The sequence below is a fragment of the Bacillota bacterium genome, assembly GCA_013178125.1.
Lineage (GTDB): Bacteria > Bacillota > SHA-98 > Ch115 > JABLXJ01 > JABLXL01.
Genome location: JABLXJ010000002.1, coordinates 204276 through 227832 on the forward strand (window position 1 = coordinate 204276; position 23557 = coordinate 227832).

Annotated in this window: 20 protein-coding genes; all 20 read left to right on the top strand. The window is 53.9% G+C overall.

What is annotated here, in order from left to right:
• Positions 1–130 precede the first annotated feature (130 nt).
• The 20 genes from HPY71_03210 (at position 131) to murJ (ending at position 23436) form a co-directional block, all read left to right on the top strand.
• The gene (locus HPY71_03210; protein NPV52514.1) at positions 131–3022 is read left to right on the top strand and encodes a cation-translocating P-type ATPase; all 2892 of its coding nucleotides are present in this window, start codon (positions 131–133) and stop codon (positions 3020–3022) included.
• 74 nt (positions 3023–3096) lie between these two features.
• On the top strand, positions 3097–4041 hold the full coding sequence (locus HPY71_03215; GenBank protein ID NPV52515.1) for a YicC family protein: 945 nt from the start codon (positions 3097–3099) through the stop codon (positions 4039–4041).
• 141 nt (positions 4042–4182) lie between these two features.
• On the top strand, positions 4183–4494 hold the full coding sequence (locus HPY71_03220) for an integration host factor (GenBank protein NPV52516.1): 312 nt from the start codon (positions 4183–4185) through the stop codon (positions 4492–4494).
• A 56-nt stretch (positions 4495–4550) separates the two neighbouring features.
• Positions 4551–4814: a DUF370 domain-containing protein gene (locus tag HPY71_03225; GenBank protein NPV52517.1), complete on the top strand. Its 264-nt coding sequence runs from the start codon at positions 4551–4553 to the stop codon at positions 4812–4814.
• An 18-nt stretch (positions 4815–4832) separates the two neighbouring features.
• Positions 4833–5513: a guanylate kinase gene (gmk, locus tag HPY71_03230; protein NPV52518.1), complete on the top strand. Its 681-nt coding sequence runs from the start codon at positions 4833–4835 to the stop codon at positions 5511–5513.
• Positions 5494–5700: a DNA-directed RNA polymerase subunit omega gene (locus HPY71_03235; protein ID NPV52519.1), complete on the top strand. Its 207-nt coding sequence runs from the start codon at positions 5494–5496 to the stop codon at positions 5698–5700. The genes gmk and HPY71_03235 overlap by 20 nt, the downstream gene beginning before the upstream one ends.
• An 89-nt stretch (positions 5701–5789) precedes the next feature.
• Positions 5790–7106 carry a bifunctional phosphopantothenoylcysteine decarboxylase/phosphopantothenate--cysteine ligase CoaBC gene (coaBC, locus tag HPY71_03240; GenBank protein ID NPV52520.1) on the top strand — a complete coding sequence of 439 codons (1317 nt, stop codon included), beginning with the start codon at positions 5790–5792 and terminating at the stop codon, positions 7104–7106.
• Positions 7107–7454: 348 nt separating this feature from the next.
• Positions 7455–8513: a type IV pilus twitching motility protein PilT gene (locus tag HPY71_03245; protein ID NPV52521.1), complete on the top strand. Its 1059-nt coding sequence runs from the start codon at positions 7455–7457 to the stop codon at positions 8511–8513.
• Positions 8514–8716: 203 nt separating this feature from the next.
• Positions 8717–10462: a GT4 family glycosyltransferase PelF gene (gene pelF, locus HPY71_03250; GenBank protein NPV52522.1), complete on the top strand. Its 1746-nt coding sequence runs from the start codon at positions 8717–8719 to the stop codon at positions 10460–10462.
• 22 nt (positions 10463–10484) lie between these two features.
• Complete coding sequence (locus HPY71_03255) at positions 10485–10970, top strand: hypothetical protein (protein NPV52523.1); 486 nt, start codon at positions 10485–10487, stop codon at positions 10968–10970.
• A 22-nt stretch (positions 10971–10992) separates the two neighbouring features.
• Positions 10993–12090, top strand: coding sequence for a hypothetical protein (locus tag HPY71_03260; GenBank protein NPV52524.1), 1098 nt, complete (start codon positions 10993–10995; stop codon positions 12088–12090).
• Positions 12091–12126: 36 nt separating this feature from the next.
• On the top strand, positions 12127–13704 hold the full coding sequence (locus tag HPY71_03265; GenBank protein NPV52525.1) for a hypothetical protein: 1578 nt from the start codon (positions 12127–12129) through the stop codon (positions 13702–13704).
• A 66-nt stretch (positions 13705–13770) separates the two neighbouring features.
• Positions 13771–15744, top strand: coding sequence for a hypothetical protein (locus tag HPY71_03270; protein ID NPV52526.1), 1974 nt, complete (start codon positions 13771–13773; stop codon positions 15742–15744).
• Positions 15726–16451 (top strand): hypothetical protein, encoded by a 726-nt coding sequence (locus HPY71_03275; GenBank protein ID NPV52527.1) that lies wholly within the window; start codon positions 15726–15728, stop codon positions 16449–16451. The genes HPY71_03270 and HPY71_03275 overlap by 19 nt, the downstream gene beginning before the upstream one ends.
• An 87-nt stretch (positions 16452–16538) precedes the next feature.
• Positions 16539–17387 (top strand): glycosyltransferase family 2 protein, encoded by an 849-nt coding sequence (locus HPY71_03280; protein NPV52528.1) that lies wholly within the window; start codon positions 16539–16541, stop codon positions 17385–17387.
• Positions 17388–17431: 44 nt separating this feature from the next.
• Positions 17432–18616: an ATP-grasp domain-containing protein gene (locus HPY71_03285; protein NPV52529.1), complete on the top strand. Its 1185-nt coding sequence runs from the start codon at positions 17432–17434 to the stop codon at positions 18614–18616.
• A 16-nt stretch (positions 18617–18632) separates the two neighbouring features.
• Positions 18633–19505: a DUF3473 domain-containing protein gene (locus HPY71_03290; GenBank protein ID NPV52530.1), complete on the top strand. Its 873-nt coding sequence runs from the start codon at positions 18633–18635 to the stop codon at positions 19503–19505.
• Between the two features lie 40 nt (positions 19506–19545).
• Positions 19546–20745 carry a glycosyltransferase family 4 protein gene (locus tag HPY71_03295; GenBank protein ID NPV52531.1) on the top strand — a complete coding sequence of 400 codons (1200 nt, stop codon included), beginning with the start codon at positions 19546–19548 and terminating at the stop codon, positions 20743–20745.
• Positions 20736–21863 carry a glycosyltransferase gene (locus tag HPY71_03300; GenBank protein NPV52532.1) on the top strand — a complete coding sequence of 376 codons (1128 nt, stop codon included), beginning with the start codon at positions 20736–20738 and terminating at the stop codon, positions 21861–21863. Before HPY71_03295 ends, HPY71_03300 begins: the two co-directional genes overlap by 10 nt.
• 49 nt (positions 21864–21912) lie before the next feature.
• A complete protein-coding gene (gene murJ, locus HPY71_03305; protein NPV52533.1) occupies positions 21913–23436 on the top strand; it encodes a murein biosynthesis integral membrane protein MurJ in 1524 nt (507 codons plus the stop codon).
• The last annotated feature ends 121 nt before the right edge of the window (positions 23437–23557 follow it).

A 23557-nucleotide genomic window follows, 5' to 3' on the forward strand; every position in this document is an offset into this window, starting at 1 on the left:
AGCCCGGTGGACAGCCCCGGCCCGCCAGACGGCGCGCCTCACACAAAGGTCACGCCGGGGCGGTCTACCTCGCCGGAGGGGAGGGTAAGCTCAAATGGCCCGAAATGGAAAAGAGTTTCACTGGCACTCCATGACTATTAAGGAAGTAGAGGCGGCCCTCAGGACCGACGTGGAACGTGGCCTGTCAAGGCGAGACGCAGAGAAGAGGCTCTCCAGGTACGGCCCGAACGTCCTCCGCAAGACGCGGCACCGCTCCCCGGTCCGCATGCTAATCAGCCAATTCACAGACTTCATGGTGCTCGTGCTTCTTGGCGCCATCGCAGCCTCGGCCGCCCTCGGCGAGATGGGGGACGCCCTTGCGATCATGACGATAGTCCTCATGAACGCCTTCCTCGGGTTCATCCAGGAATACAGGGCTGAGCGATCGCTCGAGGCCCTGAAGGAGCTGTCGGCCCCCGAGGCCAGGGTCCTGCGGGACGGCAGCTTGAAGTCGGTTCCAGCATCCCAGGTGGTGCCGGGCGATATCCTCCTCCTGGAGGTTGGCGACAGGGTTGCAGCTGATTGCAGGCTTATCGAGGCCTTCAGCCTCGAGATGAATGAATCGGCTCTGACAGGTGAATCAATCCCCAGCTCGAAGCAGGCATCGGGCGTGCTGCCCGCCGCTATAGAGCTCGCCGAGAGACGCAACATGATCTATATGGGGACGACGGCCACGAGGGGACGCGGGCGGGCGATCGTGGTGGCGACCGGCATGGACAGCGAGATAGGGAGGATCACCGGCCTCATCCAGGAGGTCCGGGATGAGACGACGCCGCTCCAGCGCAGGCTCGAGCACCTCGGGAAATGGCTCGTGGCGGCCTGCATTGCTATCTGTGTATTGATCTCGGCCATGGGTATCCTGCGCGGGGAGGGCCTCATCCCTATGTTCCTGGCCGGCGTGAGCCTCGCCGTCGCGGCGATCCCCGAGGGCCTCCCCGCCATCGTGACCATCGCCCTGGCCATAGGGGTCCAGAGGATGAGCGCGCGTCATGCTATAGTCCGGCGGCTCATGGCTGTTGAGACCCTGGGATGCACGACTGTTATATGCTCAGACAAGACCGGGACACTGACCCGGAACGAGATGACAGTATGCGAGCTAAACCTCATGGGCCGGGTGATAGAGATCTCCGGGACAGGATACGACCCCAAGGGAGAATTCACTGAGCGCGGCAGGCCTATCGACCCTCAAAAGGACCCCGGCCTGGTGACGGCCCTGGAGGTAGGGGTGCTGTGCAACAACGCAAGGCTGGAACGGGATGGGGTCGCTCTCGGGCCCAAGTGGCGGGAGAAGCGAGGCGCGAACCGGGACCGGGAGGAGGCGGCGCGCCCGCGCGCTGGCCACCCGCGCGCGGGCGCGGATAGGAATAGGGGCCGTGGGACCGGGGGCCGATGGGGTGTGATCGGTGATCCCACGGAAGGAGCCCTTGTCGTCGCTGGGGCGAAGGCGGGGCTCTGGAAGGATGATCTTGCGCGCAGGCTCGAATGGCTCGGCGAGATCCCGTTCGATTCAGACCGGAAGAGGATGACCGTGGTCTTCAAGAGGGGTGAGGATGTCGTCGCCTACGTAAAGGGTGCCCCCGACTTCCTGGTGGAGCTATGTTCGAGCGTTATGAAATCCGCCACGGTTACGGTCACAGCCGCGGCTATATCGAATACCGCCGCCGCGAGCCCCCTGACACCGGGCACCCGCCGCGCGGTGCTCGAGCAGAATATGAAGATGGCAGGCCGCGGGTTGAGGGTCCTCGGGCTGGCTTACAGGGTGCTGCCGCGTGGACTCAAGGTTGATAAGATCGGGCTCGAGGACGCCGAATGGATAGAGAGGGATCTTACATTTATCGGGCTGGCTGGCATGATAGACCCGCCGCGGGAGGAATCGAAGAAGGCCCTCGACTCCGCCCGCCGGGCTGGCGTGAGGACCATAATGATCACGGGCGACCACGAAGGGACCGCGGCGGCTGTCGCCAGGGAGCTCGGGCTCCTCGGGGATGGGGATGGTAATGAGGATGGTGATGGTGGACGGGTGGTAACAGGTTCAATCCTAGAAAGCATGTCGGACGCCAGGCTCGACCGCGAGGTGGATCATATAAACGTATTCGCCCGCGTCGCGCCGAGACACAAGCTCAGGATCGTCCGTTCGCTGAAGCGGCGTGGCGAGATCGTCGCGATGACGGGCGATGGCGTCAATGATGCCCCGGCCATAAAAGAGGCGGATATAGGGATCGCTATGGGGCGTTCGGGCACCGACGTTGCCAAGGAGGCGTCGTCGATGATTCTCGCTGATGATAATTATGCGACTATAGTTGCGGCCATAGAAGAAGGGAGGGCTATTTACGATAATATAAGGAAATTCATACGGTATCTCCTCGCATGCAACGTGGGTGAGGTTCTCACAATGCTCCTCACCGTCCTCACCGGGCTTCCTCTGCCTCTCCTGCCCATTCAGATTCTCTGGATAAACCTTGTAACCGATGGGCTCCCTGCCCTGGCCCTCGGGATAGACCCCACAGAACCGGGAGTGATGAACCGGAAACCGCGCAGTCCGAAGGAGAGCATATTCGCCCGCGGCCTGGGCCTGAAGATCATATCCCAGGGGGTCTTCATAGGCCTGTGCACGGTGGCGGTCTTCGTGGCGGAGCTTTACCTCTCGAGCGGGGACCTTATCCGCTCGCGTTCCGCGGCCTTTACAACCCTGGTCCTCTCCCAGCTATTTTACGTCTTCCTGTGCAGGTCGGAAACCCGGTCCATCCCGGACATGAGTTTTGGAGGCAACCCCTATCTTACGGGGGCAGTGCTGGTATCGTGCGCTATGCAGCTCCTTGCAATCTACCTGCCGGCGCTGAGGCTGGTCTTCAGGACGGCCACCCTCGGCCTCCTGGACTGGGTCCTGGTGCTTACCCTCTCAGGGTGGTCAAGCGCGCTTTCCGTGATGGCACGCGGTGTTAAACGGATAGTGGTGCGAAAGCTCTCCGTATTGAGAGTTTAAGCGAATTTCGATGGAAACCCCTTGTTAAGCCCGCAGGAAATGTAGTAGAATATGGGGCAGGAGTGGATATCCTGATGATACGCAGCATGACGGGCTACGGGTGCGGCACCGTATGCCAGGACGGGATACGCGTCACCGCCGAAGCGCGCTCGGTCAATCACAGGTACAGTGAGATCTCGGTCCGGATGCCCAGGGAGTTCGCCTCCCTCGAGGATCGAGTGCGAGGTCTCGCCCGGTCGAGGATCGAGCGCGGGCATGTGGACATCCTCATCTCAGTAGGCTCGGTAGACCCGGTGGGTCCGCCTGGCGCGGCCGGGGACGATGATATTGGCGAGGGCGGTGGCAAATGGCCCGGCGTAGATATCAAGATCAATGAACCCCTTGCCAGGGCGTATCTTGATGGCGCGAGGAATCTCGCGGCGCGCCTCGGCCTTGATGCTGATATTGATCTCAGCTTTCTCCTGATGCTTCCAGACATTCTTTCCTGCGAGCAGAAAGCGCCTGACATTGAGTTTCTATGGGCATCGCTCATGGAGCCTGCCGTGGCCAGAGCCATGGACGCCCTCGTGGCGATGAGAACGACGGAGGGCATGCGACTCTATGAGGATATTATACATAGAACGGGGAAAATTGAGCAATGTATAAAGAGAATTGGCGAACGAGCGCCACAGCTTGCGGAGGAATACCGGGTTCGCCTCGAAAGGAGGGTCGCTGAGCTCTTAGGGGATTTGCCTTTAGACCCCTCTCGCATCGCAGCCGAGGTAGTGCTGTTTGCCGAGCGCAGCAGCATCGCCGAGGAACTGGTGCGCCTTGGGAGCCATGTGAATCAGATTCGCAATACCATGGAGTCCGAGTCTGAGGGGGCGGTTGGGAGGAAGCTTGACTTCCTGCTTCAGGAGATCAACAGGGAGGCTAACACGATAGCATCGAAGGCGCTGGACATTGAGATTTCAGGCCATGTTGTAGCCATCAAGAGCGAGCTCGAAAAGATGAGGGAGCAGGTTCAAAACATCGAGTGAAAACCTGGCGGTAGAACCTGACATGAGAACTTGGCGTGAGAACCTGGCGAGGGTCCGGAAATCTGGCGGGAATTCAATCTGGTTGGATAGGTTCTGGGATTCTGGATGAGACCATGGAAAATTTCTAGGAGGTGGGCGAAGGTGCCTTTACCTAAATTGACGCCGGAAGAGAAGAGGGCGGCCCTGGAAAAGGCCCAGGAGATGCGCAGCAAGAGGGCGCAGCTGAGACAGAGCCTCAAACAGGGCAAGATAACCCTCGAGAAGATTCTCAATCACCCGGAGGATGACGTGGTATCCAAGATGAGAGTTGCTTACCTTTTGGAATCGCTCCCGCGGATAGGGAGGGTGCGCACTCGCAAGATCATGGAGGAGGTCGGCATACACGAATCCCGGCGGATTCAGGGGCTTGGGGTGAGGCAGAAGGAAGCTCTCCTGAAACGGCTCGCAAAGTGAAGCGATGAAGACCGCCGCGTCAAATGGGCCTGTAAAGTTAAAAAGAGGTGACTTGAATGGACATAAAACTAATCAACATAGGCTTTGGGAATATCGTCGCCGCAAACAGGATCGTCGCCATCGTGAGCCCTGAATCCGCTCCAATTAAAAGGATCATCCAGGAGGCGCGTGAGCGTGGCATGCTTATAGACGCCACTTACGGCCGGCGGACGCGCGCTGTGGTGATGACCGACAGCGATCATGTCATTCTCTCAGCTGTTCAGCCCGAAACGGTTGCCCACAGGTTAACGGGCAAAGATGCTGCCGATGGCGGAGAGTAGGGTGATGTGGTAGCCGGAATGAACAAGACAGAGACAGGAGAAGGGGGACTCAAGAGGAGCCAGGGTTTCCTGATTGTACTATCCGGGCCGTCCGGGTCGGGAAAGAATACCCTGGTAAACGAGATCCTCAGGGTCTTGCCGGGTATCAGGTATTCGGTCTCGGCCACGACAAGGCCTCAGGGTCCCGGGGAGATCGATGGAAGGGATTATTATTTCGTGACCCCCGAACGTTTTGATGAGATGATAAAGAACGATGATCTGCTAGAATGGGCTACCGTCTATGGCCATCGCTATGGGACTCCCCGGAGACCGATAGAGGAGAATGTAGGGTCGGGGCTCGATGTGATCCTTGATATTGATATCCAGGGGGCTCGACAGGTGCGGGCCAGGTGGCCCAATGGCGTTTTTATCTTCCTCCTGCCACCTTCCCTGGACGAGCTCAGGCGGCGCATAATGAGGCGATCCAGGGACTCCCGGGAATCTATCGAACTGAGGTTGCGTTCGGCCTATGATGAGCTGAAGGCCGTGACCGAGTACGACTATGTTATTGTGAACGATACAATTGAGGAGGCGGCTCGGAAGCTTGCGGCGGTGATAACGGCTGAACGTCTCAGGGTAAAGAGGTACGAATGGGTGCCTGCCCGTTGGCCACGTCAGCTTGGGAGGGATAAGATAGACCATGATGCACCCTTCACTTGATAAACTCTTCGACAAGGTAGATAGTCGCTATACCCTGGTCGTGGCCGCAGCGAAACGTGCGCGGCAGTTGATGGAGGGGAAAAAACCACTCGTCAATTCCGGCACGGATAAGCCTGTAACGGTCGCCCTCGAGGAGATATATGAGGGGAAGGTCAAGTACGAGAGGACTAAATCGGGAATAAAGTAGAAACAAGGGATAGAGGAATTCTGGCGGCCAGGCAAGTGGCCGCCAGAATTTTAGGAGAGCCGGCAGGGGCCGGGGTGGGAGGGGTTAGCATGGATGTTGTCATAAATAGCGCCAGCGCGGGCGGCGGCAGGGAGGCCGGCGGCTCCACCAGATCTATCACCAGCTCTATCAGCGGGAAGGTCGTAGTCCTGGGCGTTACCGGCGGGATAGCCGCGTACAAGGCCGCGGAGCTGGTGCGCAGGCTCGTAAAGCTCGAGGCCGAGGTTCACGTCATCATGACGGAGGCTGCACAGAGATTTGTATCGCCGCTCACCTTCAGGACCCTTTCACTGAACCCCGTGATAACCGACATGTTCAGTGAGCCGGGCGCTTGGAACGTCATGCACATCTCCCTCGCCCGGAAGGCTGACATCATGGTGGTCGCGCCTGCTACGGCCAACTGTGTCGGGAAGATCGCGTCGGGGATCGCCGATGATATGCTCACGACGACCATTATGGCCACGGCGACGCGGGCGCCTGTGCTCCTGGCGCCATCCATGAATACCCAGATGTTCCTGAATCCGGTCGTTCAGGGCAATCTCAGGAAGCTCGCAGACCTCGGCTATATCATCATGGAGCCGGCGAAGGGCGACCTCGCGTGCGGCGACGTAGGCAAGGGGAGGATGCCCGAGCCCGGCGAGATTCTCGAGAGGATCTGTCACATCCTGTCGAATAGCTCGCCCGGCGGGCGGGCTCGCGACCTGGATGGCATCAGGGTCCTCATCACCGCAGGCCCGACCCAGGAGGCGCTGGACCCTGTTAGGTACATTACCAACAGGTCGTCGGGTAAGATGGGATACGCCCTGGCCCAAGCCGCGCGCGACAGGGGAGCCAGGGTGTGTCTCATAAGCGGCCCGACTTGCCTGCCCGAGCCGGGCGGCGTGGATTTCGTGCGCGTGCGTTCAGCCCAGGAGATGTTTGAGGCCGTGATGGCCAGGTTTGAGGGCTCCGATGTCGTGATCAAGGCGGCCGCCGTCGCCGACTACAGGCCGGCCCGGGTGTCTGAGCAGAAGATCAAGAAGGGCGACGGGCCCCTGGTCCTGGAGCTGGAAAGGACCCCGGATATCCTGGGCGAGCTCGGCAGGCGAAAGGGCGGCAGGCTCCTGGTTGGCTTTGCGGCTGAGACCCGGGATGTGGTGGAGTCTGCCAGGGATAAGCTCGCCCGCAAGAACTTGGATATGATCATCGCAAACGATGTCTCGAAGGAAGATGCGGGCTTCAACGCTGAAACCAACGCCGTAACTATCATTAAGAAGGATGGGTCCATCGAGGAGGTGCCCCTCTTACCGAAGCGACAGGTTGCGGAGAGGGTGCTCGACGCCGTGGCGCAGCTTATGCGGGCGAGATCTAAGCCAATTAGTACATAGCGCGCCTGCCACGTGAGCGCGGGGTTCAACGTTGTGTCGATAAATGTCGTGCCAGGTGGCGAGCCGGGGCCAAAAGGCCCCGTTTTTTAAATTTTAGAATCATTTTCCTCAATCTTATAGAGGATTTTCTTGGGTTAGGTAGAATAAAAATGGAAGTAGAATCGTGACGAAAGATGTAGCCTCCAAGAGCGAGGTTTGAGGCGTGGCATTTGCGGCGATGGGAAACGTGATAGGAAACGGGAAGAGATACAGGCTGGGCGAGTTCCTCGCCACCTGATTTGAGTTTTAGCGTAGAAGGGGCAAAGATTTATGAGCACCAACGTAGACGTGGAGACAGGTAAGCTGGAGATGGACAAGCTCCTCGAGATCGCCGTCCGGCACGATGCCTCGGACCTGCACCTCACAACCGGCGTCCCTCCCATGTTGCGTGTGGCGGGTCGGCTCGTCCCGGTCGATGGCGCCAGGCCTCTCTCCTTTGAGGATGCAGAGAATCTGACATCGGGCATCATGCCCGAGGAGGCGCGAGCCAGGTTCCGCGAAAAAGGCGAGGTAGACTTCTCCTACGGAATACACGGCGTGGGCAGGTTCCGCGTGAATATCTACCGCCAGCGCGGCGCGGCGGCCGCGGCCATACGGGTAATTCCCTGGCGAATTCTCGGGATAGAGGAGCTGGGGCTCCCACCGGTCGTAAAGGACCTGTGCCAGATGAACCGTGGCTTCATTCTCGTCACGGGCCCGACGGGCAGCGGGAGGTCCACGACCCTTGCAGCCATGATAGATTTCATAAATTCCCAGAGGAGCTGCCATATAGTTACGCTCGAGGATCCCATCGAATATCTGTACCGGCATGGCAAGTCCATAGTAAACCAGCGCGAGATCGGCTCGGACTCGCAGTCCTTTGCGGCCGGCCTGAGAGCCGCCCTTCGCGAGGATCCTGATGTCATAATGGTCGGGGAGATGCGGGATCTCGAGACGATCAGCACCGCCATCATGGCGGCAGAGACCGGTCATCTCGTCTTTGCCGCCCTTCACACGGGCGATAGCGTGCAGACGATCGATAGGATCATTGATGTATTCCCACCTTACCAGCAGCAACAGGTTCGCATCCAGTTGGCTGGGACCCTTGTGGCCATAATAGCGCAGCAGCTCGTGCCGCGCGCTGACGGCTGTGGGCGAGCGGCGGCGGTTGAGGTCATGGTGGCTACGCCTGCCATACGAAGCCTTATCCGCGAGGGGAAGACCCACCAGATAAGGTCGATGATCCAGACGGGGGCGAGGTTTGGCATGCAAACGATGGACTCGGCCCTGAGGGCGTTGCAGGACAAGGGGATAATCAGCGGTGAGGAGGCGCTTGCGCGGGCGCTGGACAGGGAGGAATTCCGCCGGCTCGCCAGGCTTCCAGGCTGATCGGGCTGAGGGGAGCCAGGTGAGGTGGATAGGAATCAAGGCGGGTATTTTGTCACTTCCATCCGGGAGGATGCCCCCGCGGGGATGGGGGCCGGACCCATGCGAGCTACGCAAGAGTGTAGCCTCAGTGCATTGACAAGGGAAGCTATCTGTGATATGGTATAATTACTATAATTTTAAGAAAAAATGGAAGCGATGGCCGATTGTCCAAGAGTATCAAGGTGATGCTGGCCACGGAAGGGACTTATCCATTTCATAGGGGAGGGGTTAGCACCTGGTGTGATATTTTGATCAAGTGTCTCTCCTCCGTAGACTTCGTGGTTTATAGCATCCTGATGAACCCTTTTGTCCGACAGAAATTTGAACTCCCTCCCAGATGCAAGCTGGTTAAGGTGCCTTTATGGGGCACCGAGGAGCCGAGCGAGCATCTTACAGATATCCCATTCTCCCAGGTGTATCTGGCCAAGCGCCGGACAAATGAGGAGGTGGTGAGGGAGCATTTCTTGCCACTCTTCAGGGATATGGTGGAGGAGATTCTCTCGCCCCTTAAGAGCGGTAAGAAATTGGGCCGGACACTGCATGAGATGTACAGGTATTTCCGTGAGTACGACTACCATCGCACACTCAAGTCCCAGATTCTCTGGGATGCCTTTAAGCAAATGATAATCGTAAGGGCACAGCAAGGCCAGGACGGGCTTGAAATGCCCAATATCTTCGACCTCATCCAGAGCATGGGGTGGATTTATCGTTTTTTTATAGTGCTCAACACCCCTGTGCCTAGGGTGGATGTGGCTCATTCGGCGGCTGCCGCCATTTGTGGTATACCCTGCGTGCTCGCTAAGCTCGAAAGCGGCACGCCCTTCCTTTTGACGGAACACGGCGTGTACCTCCGCGAGCAGTACATATCGGTGGCGCGGCAAAACATGTCTTCATACAGCAAAAACTTCCTGATCAATCTTGTAACTTCCGTGGTCAAAGTGAGTTATGATCTCGCTGACCAGGTATCGCCGGTCTGTGCCTATAATAGCCGCTGGGAACGGGAGATGGGTGTTCCACAGGAACGGATCAAGGTGATATATAACGGCGTAGACCCGGCGGTGTTTGCAAAGACGCCTCCGGTTTTGACCCCGAGGTCGAATCCTACGGTAGTCACGGTGGCTCGTGTGGACCCCATAAAAGATATGGAGACGCTGATTCGAGCAGCGGCCATTGTCCGGGAGCATATTCCGGATGTCCGCTTTATAATATATGGAAGCGTAAGTGTTCCCTCGTACTACGAGAAATGCCTTAACCTCAGAGAGTCGCTAGGGCTCAAGGAGACGGTGATATTCGCGGGCCATACCGATGATGTAGTCTCGGCTTACAGGTCTGGTGATGTGGTAGCCCTTTCCAGCATCTCAGAGGCGTTCCCCTACTCGGTTATCGAGGCGATGATGTCAGGAAAGGCTGTGGTGGCTACCGATGTGGGCGGGGTCAAGGAGGCACTGGAAGGCTGCGGCCTCCTGGTGAGGCCCCGTAAGCCCGAGGACCTGGCAGCCGCCTTGATAAAGCTTCTGCTGGACGACAAATTAAGGGCTACGCTGGCTGATGAAGCGCGTAATAAGGCTTTAACCTATTTTTCTATTTCAAGGGCAATAGATCTCTATCTCGAGTCCTATATGACGCTTTACGAGCGTCAGGGTGCCAGAATGCTTGTGGTTGACCTCCGGAGGTGGCAGGTGCTGTATGCCCAGAGGGGTTATGCTTTTGCGGAGGCAGGCATGTGGCAAAAGGCCATAGGTCAGTTTCGTCAGGCTATCGAGGTAGACGTTAATAGTCCCGCCGTTCCCGTATTGCTTGTTGAGATATCTCGAGCATATAATGAGTTGGGGCTATTCCCACAAGCCATTAACGAGTTGGAGAAGGCGGAGGCCATGGCATCAGTTCTTGAAAGAGGTCTTGTCGCGTAAGAATTGTAAGGGAGAGTTGCGCGTGGAAGAGCAAATTCGTTTTCATACTGCTTTTTGGGGGTATCGGAGGGCCCATGTCCATGAATACCTCTCCCAGTTGAGACGCGATTTCGAGGCTAAGAGAGAGGAACTTATTACCAAAAATAGGGAGCTTATAGCTCAAAACGAAGCGCTTGCCGCAAAACTGGCGGAGTTAGAGGCTCAACTGGCAAAGTACCAGGAACAGGAGCAAGTTATAGCCCAGGTTCTTGTAGATGCCCAGGTCAGGGCCGCTGCCATCGAGCGGGAGGCCAGGGAAGGGGCAGAGAGGATAAAGGAGGAGATAATGGCTGAGATAGCCATTAGGAGGACAGAGTTGAGGGATATCAATGCCCGCGTTGAGGAGTTTAAGAAGGATTTCATGCGTATGCTCGATGATTACAAGGCTTCGCTTTCTGTCCATGATGCACGTTTTACGGAGGATGAGGGGTCGATCTTTGAGGCCGGGGCCAAATTAAAGGAAGATTGATTCCCTTGTGGGGTGGGGGAGGATGTCTTGCGGAGGACTCCGTAAATGGTTCCTGGGGTATAATGTGACCCAGGTAGATAAACATATTGCGGAGCTTTTGGCTAGATACAGACAAGAGCTCGATGAGCTTGGAGCTCGGAAGGGTGCTTCTTTGTCTGAAAATCAGCGTTTATCAAGGGAAGTTAGCATGGCTTTGGATAAGGTATCGGCGTATGAGACTAAGAGGGAGGCTGCCCTTGCAGCCCACGCAAATGCTCTTAGATCTGCGCAGTACCTGGAGGAGATGGCCAGGTACAAGGCTGAACAGATAATCGCGGCAGCAGAGAGAGAGGTCCAGACGCATAAGGCATATCTCGCTACCCTCTCAATTCAGATAGACAAATCAAGGCAGGAATTCGAGAAGTTGGTGGATTCTATTCGGTCATTCCTGGATCAGGCGGCTTCAAAGGCAAACGATGCTACATCCCTACCTTCGGCACCAGTCAAGGTAGCAGGGCGGATTCTTGCCGGAGGGAATGCGGAGGATACCTTTGTGACCAGGGGCCGGGACGGATTCTTGCGAGTCAACGTCGCCCCCCAAAACCTAAAAATGGTGGCTCAGGACGGCACACCAGTGGGACAGGTATCAAATCTGGTCCTTGATGGGGTGAGCGGGACTACGATCGGCTACGAGATTACGGGAAGCGCTATTCCAGGCTCTGTCCCGGACGGTTCTGTTATCCCAGCGTCATGCGTGCTGGCGATGCGGTCTGACCGTCTTATTGTGACTTCTTCCCTACTTGAGGGGCTTCCCAGCTTGGATCTCGAAGTGTATGGAGCTCAGGCACCACCCGATCAGGCACCACCCGATAAGAAGGAAAATCGCGAACCTTCGAGCCGTGTCAGACAAGATATCGAGAAAAAGGAGATGCGGTATGTGGTGGGCAAGATAGCGGGCAGAGACCTTGTGGGAGATGACGGTGTGTCGATCGTGGCCAAAGGAGACGAGATCACCCAGGAGGTCGTGGAGAAAGCCAGGGCTCAGGGCAAGCTGGCCGAACTTATCGTTCACATGGTGATGCCGGGTATGAGCCCGGACGAGATAGAGGCCGACCCTACTGTCAAACAGAACATTTCATAGCCGGAAGAATTCGTGGGATTTTTGTGAGGGGTCGCGATGGTGGGGGAACGAGAATCGCTCGGCGGTTTGGCCACGGAGGTTATGGAAAAGAGCAGGTCGCCGAGGGACTTTTACGAAGTTGCGGCGCTTCTCGAGAGTATGGGCTGGACAGACAGCCAGGCGAGGAGCGTTTTCGGATACGACAATGTATTCGAACTCGCCAAAGATGTATTGGATCTCTGCAGGAAAAACGTGATAACGAAGCCGGTTGTCCGGGAGAAGCGATTCCCCTTTTTTATTATTCTCTGGGATTTTATCAAGAGTTACCTCCGAGGCATCATGTTCGCCATGCCGATGGCGGTTTCGATCTTCGCCATGTTGACTATAAGATATTCCCTTTGGTCCTACCAGTATTTTTCAGTGGAGATCGCTACAGCCATAGCTATCGGCACCATCTTGAGTTTTCTTGTTACAGGCGGATTTACTCAGGCTATTGCCCGCCGTGGTCTGATGTATATCGGTCAAAACGAGTACAACCTGGCAAGGCGTTTCTCTTTCCTGATGATCCGGGTGGGGCTTATTGTGATAATTCTTGCGGCGCTTGCGGCCCTTGCCTTTAATCTCGTATTTGAGATATTTCCTCTGAAGATGATGTCTTACATCCTGATTTATTATTTTTTTCTATCATGCATATGGCTCACCACAACGGTGCTATATATGCTCAGGCACGAACTTCTATTTACTGGTATAACCGTGATTGGAATGATAACAGTGATTCTGTTGCACGAATTATTTAGGCTTGATATCATGCTTTCTCAAGCGATAGGTCTAACGATAACAGCACTCCTCATTTTTGCGATGGCAGCATGGCTCTTCCATCAGCATGAGCGTCGGGCCGAGCAGGGTGTGGAGCTTGCACCGGTGCCCCGCATGTCGCTGGTGGTGTATACGGTTATCCCGTATTTTATATATGGCCTCCTCTATTTCGGCTTCATATACATCGACCGGGTTATAGCCTGGTCGGCAAACAGCCTCTTCATGCCCTATGTGATCTGGTTCCGAGGCGAGTACGAGCTGGGCCTCGATTGGGCGCTTTTGACCTTGATCTTGCCCATGGGCGTGGTTGAAGTTTTGATCAATAACTTTTGGATGAATCTTACAGCCAGGCAGAAATCCTTTCTCGCCCGGGATTCTACAAGGTTCAATCAGATCTACGTGAGCACTTACCGCAGGCAGATGGCGCTTTATGCTGCAACAGCCGGGGCGAGCGGAATCGCGGTATATTTCGGGATGAGGCTCATCGATGCTTACAGGTTGCTCGACCTTCATCTTTTCCAGAACAGGGTGACCTACTTTGTATTCGCCTGGGGGGTGGTTAGTTATGCGCTTATAGCTGCCGGCCTGCTCAACTCCTTGTATCTATTTTCGCTCTCGCGGCCTGAGCCGGTAGTGAGGGCGGTTCTGTATGCCTCAGGGGCGGACATGCTTCTGGGGTTTGTGCTGAGCCGCGAGATCGATTATTATTATGCTGTTCTCGGGCTGGTTGGTGGAGCTCTGGTGTTCTTCGTGTTGACCTCGCGTTACGCGGTCGAGGCCCTGGGTGCTTTGGATTTCCATGTTTATTCCTCGGTTTAGGTCCCACGTAAAGATGGAAAGGGGGTGTCGTAACTTACGTACACACCGGGAGTGATTTGCCTGTCAATGCTCCGGATCTGCCTGGCTTTTCTTTTCGTATTCGTGTGGCTGCCTTGCCGGCTTTTCCCGCAGCAAGAGGGCGAAGGCTTCCTGGATGTTTTCTTTGCAAATATCGTTCAAATGAGCTTCTGGAGCATCCTCGCCGTGTACCTCCTGGCTGCGTTGAGGCTTTATGAGCTAATCTCGCTGGGGGCGATCTATCTTATCATCTATCTGATACGCCTGAGGAGTCTCTACTCCAGTGAAAGCTTGAAAGCAACCCTTGCCAACATGGCTCAGTTGAGCTTTGACATGCTGGATGGGGCGGTTTCCTTGAGGTTGAGCGTGGCACGCTACCTGCGCCAGGGGATGGAAGCAGTGCGGAGAACGCTCCAAGGGGTTTTTGTGTCTTGGCTTTCCGTTTTGCAGGCCGCTAGTTTCCTTGGCATATTCTCGTATGCAGTATATCTCAGGTTCATAGATGCCGTAAGGCATGCTGCCCCTGCACTCTCTGACTCATATGTGACCCTGGCATGGATGAAATATGTAGAAAGGCGCCAACTGTTCCACGATGGCATATATCCTCACGGATTCCATATATACCTTTCCATATTGCGAAAGTTTTCCGCGGTCGACCCCCTGCTGGTACTGAAATACGTGGGGCCCTTCAACGGGGTGCTGATCACTCTTTCGGTGTATTATGTTTTGTCCAGGCTTACCAGGCAAAAGACTCCAGCCCTGGTGGGGGCCTTTGCCTACGGCGTTTTGGGCCGGGACCTGCCGTGCGAATTCGTGCGCCAGGCAGCCACCAACTCCCAGGAGTTTGCCCTTGTGTTCCTTTTACCGACACTGTGGTTTGGCCTGCGCTTTCTTCAAAAAGGGAATAAAAGGGATGTGTATCTTGCTAGCGAGGGGCTTGCGGTGATGGGCCTGAGCCACGTCATGGTGGCCTTTTTTGCCGCTGCAGGGATGTTGGCAGTGGCTGGTGCTGCTATCCTGGCTTTCTCGGTAAACTGGCGCAGGTTGGCCAATTTGACCGTGGGTTCGCTCTTATCTGGCCTGGTATCAGGAGCACCCCTTGCAGTTGGACTTGCTTTGGGGAAGAGTTTGCACGGGAGTTCTGCAGAGTTTGCCGCAGCTACGGCAGCTATCCCTCCGCCGCCGTTGACGGAGGCGATCCTTGCAGGATTGGTTGTGGCTCTTGCAGCAGGATTATATGGCTTGATCCTGGTTCAAGATAGAAGTCAGAGATCATCTCTCTATTTCGTCACACTCCTTGTTGGTGGGTCCACCGCGCTTTATGAGGCTCCCCGGTTTGGACTCCAAAGCGTGGCCCTTGCTGCGCGGGCTGGTGAATTCCTGGCGCTAGCCTTGTGTCTCGGATACGGGCTTTTTTGGCGCTGCCTCGACCCAGCACCCAATCAGGTGGCTCAATGGAGAAGCAGCAATAGCCGTATGACAGCCCTGCTGACAGTGTTGGCGATAGCATCCATGGCAGCAGTGTTATATTACCGGGCCCCTACGCCTCCGGAACCATACAAGATGCAGTGGGATGAGGAGGTTGAGCAGTACCTGAGGATAGCACATACTAATTTGCCTACTGATTGGCTCATCGTATCAAACGAAGAAGACTATGCGTTGGTCCTTGGTCGCGGCTGGCACTTGTCGGTATCGGACTTTCTTGCCAGATACTCCCCGACGGCGCCTGTTTTGGCTATCCGGAATCAAACCGGTAAGAGGGAGAGGCTATTGATGTCGGATATATTCATTTTTTACGAGAAGGAGCCCTATCCTGTACCCCTGGATGATCCGAAGGTTCAAGAAACTTATCGGCGTCGATTAAGGGAGGGTAAGCATCTCAGACAATGGGTGGAGGAATATATGAGAACCCATAAAAATATGAGCCTATATTATCAGGGCAAGCATCTCGTGGTCTACCAGATTCATCAGGAGAAGACAAAGAGGCAGCTCTTCCGCGAGGTATGGGGGGAGGAGAGGTAATAATAGGACCCTGGTACAGTTACCTTACAGCACTCAAGGTCATAATCTTTTTTCTACTCATCTTTTATTACCTTCCCAGCCGCATCGTGAGCTTTCGGGAAGGGGAGGATGGGCTTGACCGTTTCTTTATCAGCTTTATTCACATGGTGAGCATTACAATCATTTTGGTTCATCTTCTTGCCTTTCTGCGGCTCTACGACTATTTCTCACTGGTTGTGGGTTACATCGGCATCATTGCCCTGGTCGTCTGGCGACAGGGGCAATCCCCGATTCGGCTCGTGGAGCAGCTTGGGATGGGATTCGTAACCGCCTTGCTGGACGCGGCGGAGGGGACCGGAGGGCTTGGGGCGGCCATCCGAGGGTATATGGAGAGTCAGAGACGCGCATTAATCTCCGCACTATCGTCGTGGCTGAGATGGGCGGTCAACCCTATGGAGGGCTTGCTACCTTTGGGGGTGCTTATCTATTCCGCCTATCTCCGATTCCACCATTCGCTCACTCATTCATACCTCGGCGCATCTGATGCCTATCTCCACCTTGCCTGGACCAAGTATATCGGTTCAAATCAGATATATAAAGATGGAAGGTACCCCTACGGCGGGATAGTATTACATGAACCCGGGGAACCGGGCCATAATCCAAGCCAAGATCATCGCGTGGGCCGAAGCCTATATGAAGAGCCATGGCAATATGTCAGTGTTTTATGAAGACAGGAAGATGGTGGTCTACATGATCAAACATGCTCCGAAAGTTAAGAGAAGTTAGATTAGAATCTGTAACCGCTGAAATGGGGGATGAGCTTGAGGGAAGGGGTTTTGGAGAAAAAGGTCTTGGTAATGCCCCAGTTTAATGAGGCTAGAACCGTCGTAGAAGTGCTCAACCGGGCCTACAGGTATGTGGATATCATTGTGGTCGTGGATGATGGCTCTACGGATACGTCCTATGGTCTTATCGAGGCGTGGATGCGAGATAAAGAGAAGGTTTGTCTAATTCGCCTCGGAAAGAATAGAGGTATGTCGGGGGCCCTCCTTGCGGGTTTCTGCTATGTCTATGGGCTTCTTGAGAAAGGCATGGTGGATCCAGAGGATATCGTGATTAACATCGATGCGGATGGCCAACACCGCGCTGAGGAGATCCCGTCAGCGATTGAATTCATGAAGAGACATGGCTATGATATCGTGCTCACCAGAAGGGACCTTTCTGGCTATCCACGGCTGAAACAAATAGGTAATTGGGGTCTCTCTCTTTGGGCAAGTTTCTTGGGGGGCGTAAAGTACCATGACGTGGAATGTGGGTTCAGGTTCATGGGGGCTGCGGTAATCCCTCACCTCCTTAAGTATTTTACGGGCCGCCGATATGGCTGCGCCCAGGAGATCGGCATTATTACAGCACTCCTGGATTTCAAGATTAACAACGAATTGCCCACGCGTATAAATTACTACCGTGAAGGCGCAAGGGTGAGGGATGGCCTTACTAATCTGGGGATGGGATTGCTTGCCTTTTTACGCGTAAAGCTTGGCATTCGAAATGACCTGTCGAAGCTATTGAGGAGGGTATTCAGGGATGCTTTTGTGTGGGACCCCGGGATAGAAGGTGCCCCTGTCGTTGATTCTCTAGAGTCTCCGAGATCTGCTATTTCATGAAAACCTTCTGACACATACGAGGGGGAAGACGCGGGGATTTGGGGGTGCGAGCAACGAGAAGTGTATTTCTTACAGACGCTCAACAGCGTAAGACTCTGGCTGCAGTGCGTTCCCTGGGGAGGAAAGGGATATACATCGGTGCTGGTGAAGAGACCAGAATGGCCACAGCCCTATTCTCCAAATATTGCCGTAGATCTCTGGTCTATCCCTCCCCACGTCGCTATCCGGAAGGATTTCTGAAGAGTCTTCTCAAATTCTTACGTGCCAACCCTTTCGAGGTAGTCTTCCCCATGGATGACGAGGCATTATTACACATTGCTAGACATAAGGAGGAATTCGAATCACTCACCCGGATTCCAATACCAGGCCACGCTACGCTCCTCCTCGCAAGGGACAAGGCCAAGACACTGGAGCTGGCAAGAGAGGCGGGTCTTGTATGCCCTCGAACGATGACACCTCACAGCCTTGAGGATGAGGAACTAAAAGAACTGGCCAACAGCCTGGATTTCCCTGTAGTTATAAAGCCCAGGGAAAGCTCGGGCTCCAGGGGGATATGCTATGTATTCTCAAAGGAGGATCTGATCCCTGTTTATCATCAGGTACATAACAACTACCCGTTTCCCATGATACAGGAATATGTGCCCCCGGGTGAAAAGTACGATGTGTGCCTGCTTTTTAACCCTAATTCAGTGGTGCGGGCGGCTTTTGTCCAAAAGGAGCTGCGGGAATATCCACTAACAGGGGGACCAAGCACCCTACAGGAAAGCGTGAAACGTCCTGAGCTGGTGAATATGGCCGTGGCACTGATGCAGCGTATAGGGTGGTACGGGGTTTGTGAGGTGGAATTTATGATTGATCCGCGGGATGGCCGGCCAATGTTTATGGAAGTAAATCCGAGGTTTTGGGCATCTCTTCAGATGGCTATTGACTGCGGGGTTGATTTTCCATATCTGCTTTACCGGATGGCTATGGATGGCGACGTGGAGCCAGTCTTTGAGTATGAAGTAGGACTCCGGTGCCGGTGGCTGCTTCCTGGGGACATACTTCATTTTCTTGCCAACCCAAAACGGTGGGAGATGAAGCCGGGATTCTTCAACTTTTGGGATCCTAAAACCAAAGATGATATTATTTCTCTAAGCGACCCGGGACCCACCCTCGGGTTTTTCCTGGCGTGTTGTAGGTATATCTTTGATCCCGTGATGTGGAGATTTGTGGTAACCCGTAGATAGATAGAAGGAGAAGAATATGCAACCTGGAATACTCAACGCCCTTACGATAGACGTGGAAGACTGGTATCACGGAAACGATTTTAATATAGATTTTGGGCGCTGGGATGCTTATGAAGATAGAGTTTCTAATAATACAAAGAGGGTGCTCGAGATTCTGGCCCATCACCAGGTTAAGGCCACGTTCTTTATCCTGGGGTACGTGGCAGAAAGACATCCTCGACTCGTAGGGGAGATCTGTCAATGCGGGCACGAGATCGGGACGCACGGTTATCGCCATAGGCTCATTTACACTCAGCGGCCCGTGGAATATAGAGAGGAACTCCTGCGTTCGAAGAGAATGATAGAAGATATAACGGGGCGAGGTGTATGGGCTCACCGGGCGCCCTCCTGGTCCATAACTCACAAAAGCCTATGGGCCCTGGACATCCTTGAGGAAGAAGGTTTCCTCTATGACTCTAGTATCTTCCCGTTCCTTACACCCCTCTTCGGGCTTCAAGGGGCGCCTCGTTTCCCGTATAAACCCCGATTCGGACGGGCCTATGCTATAACTGAGTTCCCTCCGTCAGTCCTGAAGGTTTTAGGAGGGGCTATCAGAATACCCTTCTCAGGAGGGTTCTTTTTGCGGGCCCTCCCCTATAGTTTCATCCGGAGAGCGCTCAAATCCTTAAATGCAATGGGGTTCCCAGCGATGATATATATTCACCCCTGGGAGCTCGATGTGGGGCAGCCGATATTGCATGCGCCTCTTACAAAGCGATTTGTACATTATCATAATCTGGGGACCACTGAGAAGAAACTCCGGATGCTCCTTCGCGAATTCCGCTTCGCGCCGGCGGGGGAGGTCCTCGCCCACATAAACCTTGACTCAATAAATATCGGCGTACCATAGGTACTGGTGAAATGCCTGCCACTTAGGAGATAAGATTAAGATGAGGATAATGCTGGTTACAAACGTTACGCCTTCTCCCGGCGGGGTTGGTTCTTACATCAACACCTTGGCTTCTGCGTTTAGAGAATTAGGACACCAGGTGGATATTGTTTCGGCATTTGGAATCACTAGAGACTTTTGGACTATTGAGGGCGGCGTTCTGAGAAAGTTTAAATTTGTCGCTGGTCGATCGTTAGGATTTATGGTGACCTATTATTTGACAAGAAGATTGCTTTTGGCAAGAATTGGTCAGGCTATTAGACACCGCCGATATGATATTATACACGCTCAGGACGTATGTGCGCTAAATCAAGCTCATCGCTGTGTCTTAGCGGACGGGATACCGTTAATTCTAACAGTACACGGGTACCTCACGCGTGAAGCCCTGAGTAAGGGCAATATCGTCAAGGGGGGGCATGCCGAACGTTACTTGATTCAAGAAGAACGGATTGCATATCGCGATGCAGATTATATAATAACTGTTGATAAGAGTCTGTGCTCGTACGTGAAGTCTTTTGGAGCAGATTCCAATAAGATATCTATAATTCCAAATTTCGTTGATACCACGCTTTTTTCGCCTCGTGAGTCGGTGAGTTCTGAGTCGGACAAGTTCAGTGGGGGGGTAACTATTCTTTGTCCCAGAAGGCTGGTTAAGAAGAACGGGGTAATCTACGCAATATTAGCAGTCAAGGAGCTCAGATCGGAGTACCAAATAAATGCCAGGTTAATAATCGCCGGTGACGGCCCTGAACGACCTGAAATCGAGCGATGTATTCGTGAATGCCAACTCGATAATGTGATATTATTGGGCGACGTTCCTAGAGACCAAATGATTGGCCTGTATCGCTCGGTAGATATAGTAGTGATCCCCTCCATAACAACCGAAGGAATCGTGGAGGCTACTTCTATAGCAGCCTTGGAGGCTATGGCCTGCGGTGTTCCAATAGTAGCGTCGAATATTGGTGGTTTGACTGAGTTAATTGAGGACGGAGAGAATGGCCTTCTTGTCCCAGAAGCCTCACCCGTGGCAATTGCCCAGTCCATTCACAAATTGGCAAGTGATAAGGACTTGAGACGAAGTATCATAGAGAATGCCCTTAAAAGAGTAAAAACCCTTTATTCCAAGCAAAAGGCTGTTCTTGAATACCTTACAATATATAATAACCTGTTAAGTGACAGGAGAAATAGGGAATGGCTATAAAGGTTTTGCACACCATCACAAATCTCGGAGTGGGTGGAACTGAAACCGTCGTCTGTGATATATTGCGCAGGCTTGACCGGGAGAAATTCGAACCAATGCTATGTGTATTAGGGAGGGAAAGGCCCGACGGCATGGCGGAAGTGCTCAGGCAAGACGGGATACCAGTGTACCATTTGGATACCCTTACGCCTTATGCTATATGGAAGCTGGCGAGACTGTATCGCCGGCTGCGCCCAGACATTGTCCATACACATCTTTATCGGGCGGACCAATATGGACGGATCGCTGCTCGTCTTGCCGGGATAGAGCCGTGTATAACTACCCTTCACAACGTAGATCCTGAACGTGCCGGCTGGCGTTGGAGCAATATCATAGACAGGGTGAGTTTACGTTGGTGTCATGGTTTGATCGCGGTCTCCTTACCCGTAAAAGAGCATTGCATCAAGAATAGCAATATACCACCGGAAAGAATCTGGATAAACCCCAATGGCGTTGATTGTTCACGGTTTTCCGAGATCCGAAAGGGTACAACAGAATACATTATAGAATTTCGAAAGGAATTGGGTATACCACATGGGTGCCCCATACTTGGATTAGTAGCAAACTTCACCGTGCAGAAAGGACACCCCTACCTGATCAGGGCGGTTGGCCATCTACGTAAAGATTTCCCAAATCTTCGTCTGTTGCTGATTGGACATGGTTCGGAAGAAGAAAACCTACGGAATTTAGTAAATAATCTCGGTCTAAAAGAGCAAGTCATTTTCCTCGGAAAACGTCGAGACATACCGGAGATTCTCGCCGCTATCGATATATTTGTGTTTCCATCCTTATGGGAAGGACTTCCAGTGGCGTTGCTAGAAGCTGCCGCTGCAGGGGTACCAATCGTGGCCACTGATATTCCCATGAATAGGCAAGTTCTATCTAGTCAACATGCCTGGCTCGTACGCCCCCAACATGTCAACGCCCTTGCTCTGGCTATAGCCGAAGCCGTTCGAAATCCTGTAGAGAGCCGTAACAAGGCCATCGCAGCCCAAGAGCATGTCCGCATAAATTTTTCTATAGACCAGTCAGTATCACGCTTAGAGAGTTATTATCTGAGCCTGATGAATTGGAAATAGACAAGGAATAAAGATGGAAATTTCTAGTCGACAAATAAGCAAATCGATCGTGATAGTCGCTATCGCAAATATCGTCCTGGCTATCATAGCACTGGTGCGGGAATCGCGGCTTGCGGCCTTCGCCGGGACTACGGGAACCGCGGACGCATTTATGCTGGCATTGTACCTCCCCGACCTGGTGGGTAACACCGTGCTTGCTGGCGGCATCACTTTTGCGGCAGTCCCTGTCCTGTCTACCTATCGGGCGAACGGCGATCCGGAGGGGTTCAAACGGACACTTGGAGCTACCACTGGCCTGCTCCTGATGCTTACTTTGGCACTTTCGGCACTGGGCTGGTTTGCGGCTCCGTTTCTTATAGCCCGGGTTGGAGCAGGGCTCAGTGAGGCCACCAGAAGCCTGACTGGCATGTTATTCAGTTGCCTTTTACCAGGAGTGCCTTTCTTTGTGCTCACAGCGCTCTTCAATTCAGCGCTATATGTATTGGGACGTTTCGCTTTTCCGGCCTTCGGCCCGGTGGTACAGAACCTGGTATTCCTTTCTGGACTGCTATTCCTTGCGCCAATTTTGGGGGTAGAGATACTCGCAATCTCCTTTACGATAGGGACGGTAGCAATGTTTCTATTGCAATTGCTGCCGCTGATGAAAAGCGGGCATCTGGATATGCCAACGGCAGACTGGACCGACCCAGGGTTGAGAGGTATAGTGCATAAGAGCTGGCCGGTGATGGCGGGGATCCTTTTGACACAACCGGGTGGCATCGTGGAGAAGATGTTGGCGTCGAACCTGGTTGAGGGGAGTATCGCAGGCTTGAGTTATGCCTTTAAGCTTTCCCAGTTCCCCATATGGGTTTTCGCTGCGGCCATAGGTACCGTGATCTTCCCAGCTCTCGCCCTCTCGGCTGGGGAAAGAGACTTTCTGCAGTTTAGGAGAGTACTTACTGAAGGTCTGGTTCTGACAATGTTCATCTGTCTTCCATTCACAGTTGTCTTCGTAATTCTGGGAAGGCCAATCGTATCCTTGCTATTTCAGCACGGAGCCTTTGATATCAATTCCCTTGGGCTGACCTCCAGTGTGTTGTCTACCTATGCCCTGGGGCTTGGAGCCCAGGGACTTGCGTATCTTTTCCTACGGGCTTTCTATTCGTTAGGTGACATGATAACGCCTATGAATGTAGCCGTAGTGAGTACCATTGTCACGGTGGCATCAGATATGTTCTTCGTTCGGCGATGGGGGTTACCGGGTCTCGGTCTGGGGACCTCGATAGGGACCATAGTACAGGCCATGGCATTGGGCCATTTTCTTTCTAGGAGGGTCGGGTATCTGGGCAGAGGCATCGTCCATTCGATCTGGCGGATAGGCGTGGCATCTTTCTCTCTTGCAGCGATGGCTTACTTTTTAAATAGGCTCTTATTACGCCGCGTAGAAGGGTTAGACCTGCCGACCAAAGTCTGGCGCGTCGGTCTCGTGCTCGGAATTGGTGGATTGGTTTATATAGCCATTTGTCTCGCATTGAGAGTGCCCAAGGTGAGGATGTTTTGGCCTGAGGTAAGACCGGGAATACGTTCTGAATAATTGCTGATTGGAGGGTTATTACTGTGGTAAGCCCTTTCTATTCGTGGATGCTAGCAGGTAAAGTCTTGATATTTTTCTTTCTCTTGTATATTTTCATTCCCAGTCGCCTTATCTACTTCCG

Excerpts from the sequence above, each read along its gene's own strand:
- HPY71_03210 (NPV52514.1), top strand. The coding sequence starts at position 131 with ATGACTATTAAGGAAGTAGAGGCGGCCCTCAGGACCGACGTGGAACGT.
- HPY71_03215 (NPV52515.1), top strand. The coding sequence starts at position 3,097 with ATGATACGCAGCATGACGGGCTACGGGTGCGGCACCGTATGCCAGGAC.
- HPY71_03225 (NPV52517.1), top strand. The coding sequence starts at position 4,551 with ATGGACATAAAACTAATCAACATAGGCTTTGGGAATATCGTCGCCGCA.
- gmk (NPV52518.1), top strand. The coding sequence starts at position 4,833 with ATGAACAAGACAGAGACAGGAGAAGGGGGACTCAAGAGGAGCCAGGGT.
- HPY71_03235 (NPV52519.1), top strand. The coding sequence starts at position 5,494 with ATGATGCACCCTTCACTTGATAAACTCTTCGACAAGGTAGATAGTCGC.
- coaBC (NPV52520.1), top strand. The coding sequence starts at position 5,790 with ATGGATGTTGTCATAAATAGCGCCAGCGCGGGCGGCGGCAGGGAGGCC.
- HPY71_03245 (NPV52521.1), top strand. The coding sequence starts at position 7,455 with ATGGACAAGCTCCTCGAGATCGCCGTCCGGCACGATGCCTCGGACCTG.
- HPY71_03260 (NPV52524.1), top strand. The coding sequence starts at position 10,993 with ATGTCTTGCGGAGGACTCCGTAAATGGTTCCTGGGGTATAATGTGACC.
- HPY71_03265 (NPV52525.1), top strand. The coding sequence starts at position 12,127 with ATGGTGGGGGAACGAGAATCGCTCGGCGGTTTGGCCACGGAGGTTATG.
- HPY71_03270 (NPV52526.1), top strand. The coding sequence starts at position 13,771 with ATGCTCCGGATCTGCCTGGCTTTTCTTTTCGTATTCGTGTGGCTGCCT.
- HPY71_03275 (NPV52527.1), top strand. The coding sequence starts at position 15,726 with ATGGGGGGAGGAGAGGTAATAATAGGACCCTGGTACAGTTACCTTACA.
- HPY71_03280 (NPV52528.1), top strand. The coding sequence starts at position 16,539 with ATGAGCTTGAGGGAAGGGGTTTTGGAGAAAAAGGTCTTGGTAATGCCC.
- HPY71_03290 (NPV52530.1), top strand. The coding sequence starts at position 18,633 with ATGCAACCTGGAATACTCAACGCCCTTACGATAGACGTGGAAGACTGG.
- HPY71_03295 (NPV52531.1), top strand. The coding sequence starts at position 19,546 with ATGAGGATAATGCTGGTTACAAACGTTACGCCTTCTCCCGGCGGGGTT.
- HPY71_03300 (NPV52532.1), top strand. The coding sequence starts at position 20,736 with ATGGCTATAAAGGTTTTGCACACCATCACAAATCTCGGAGTGGGTGGA.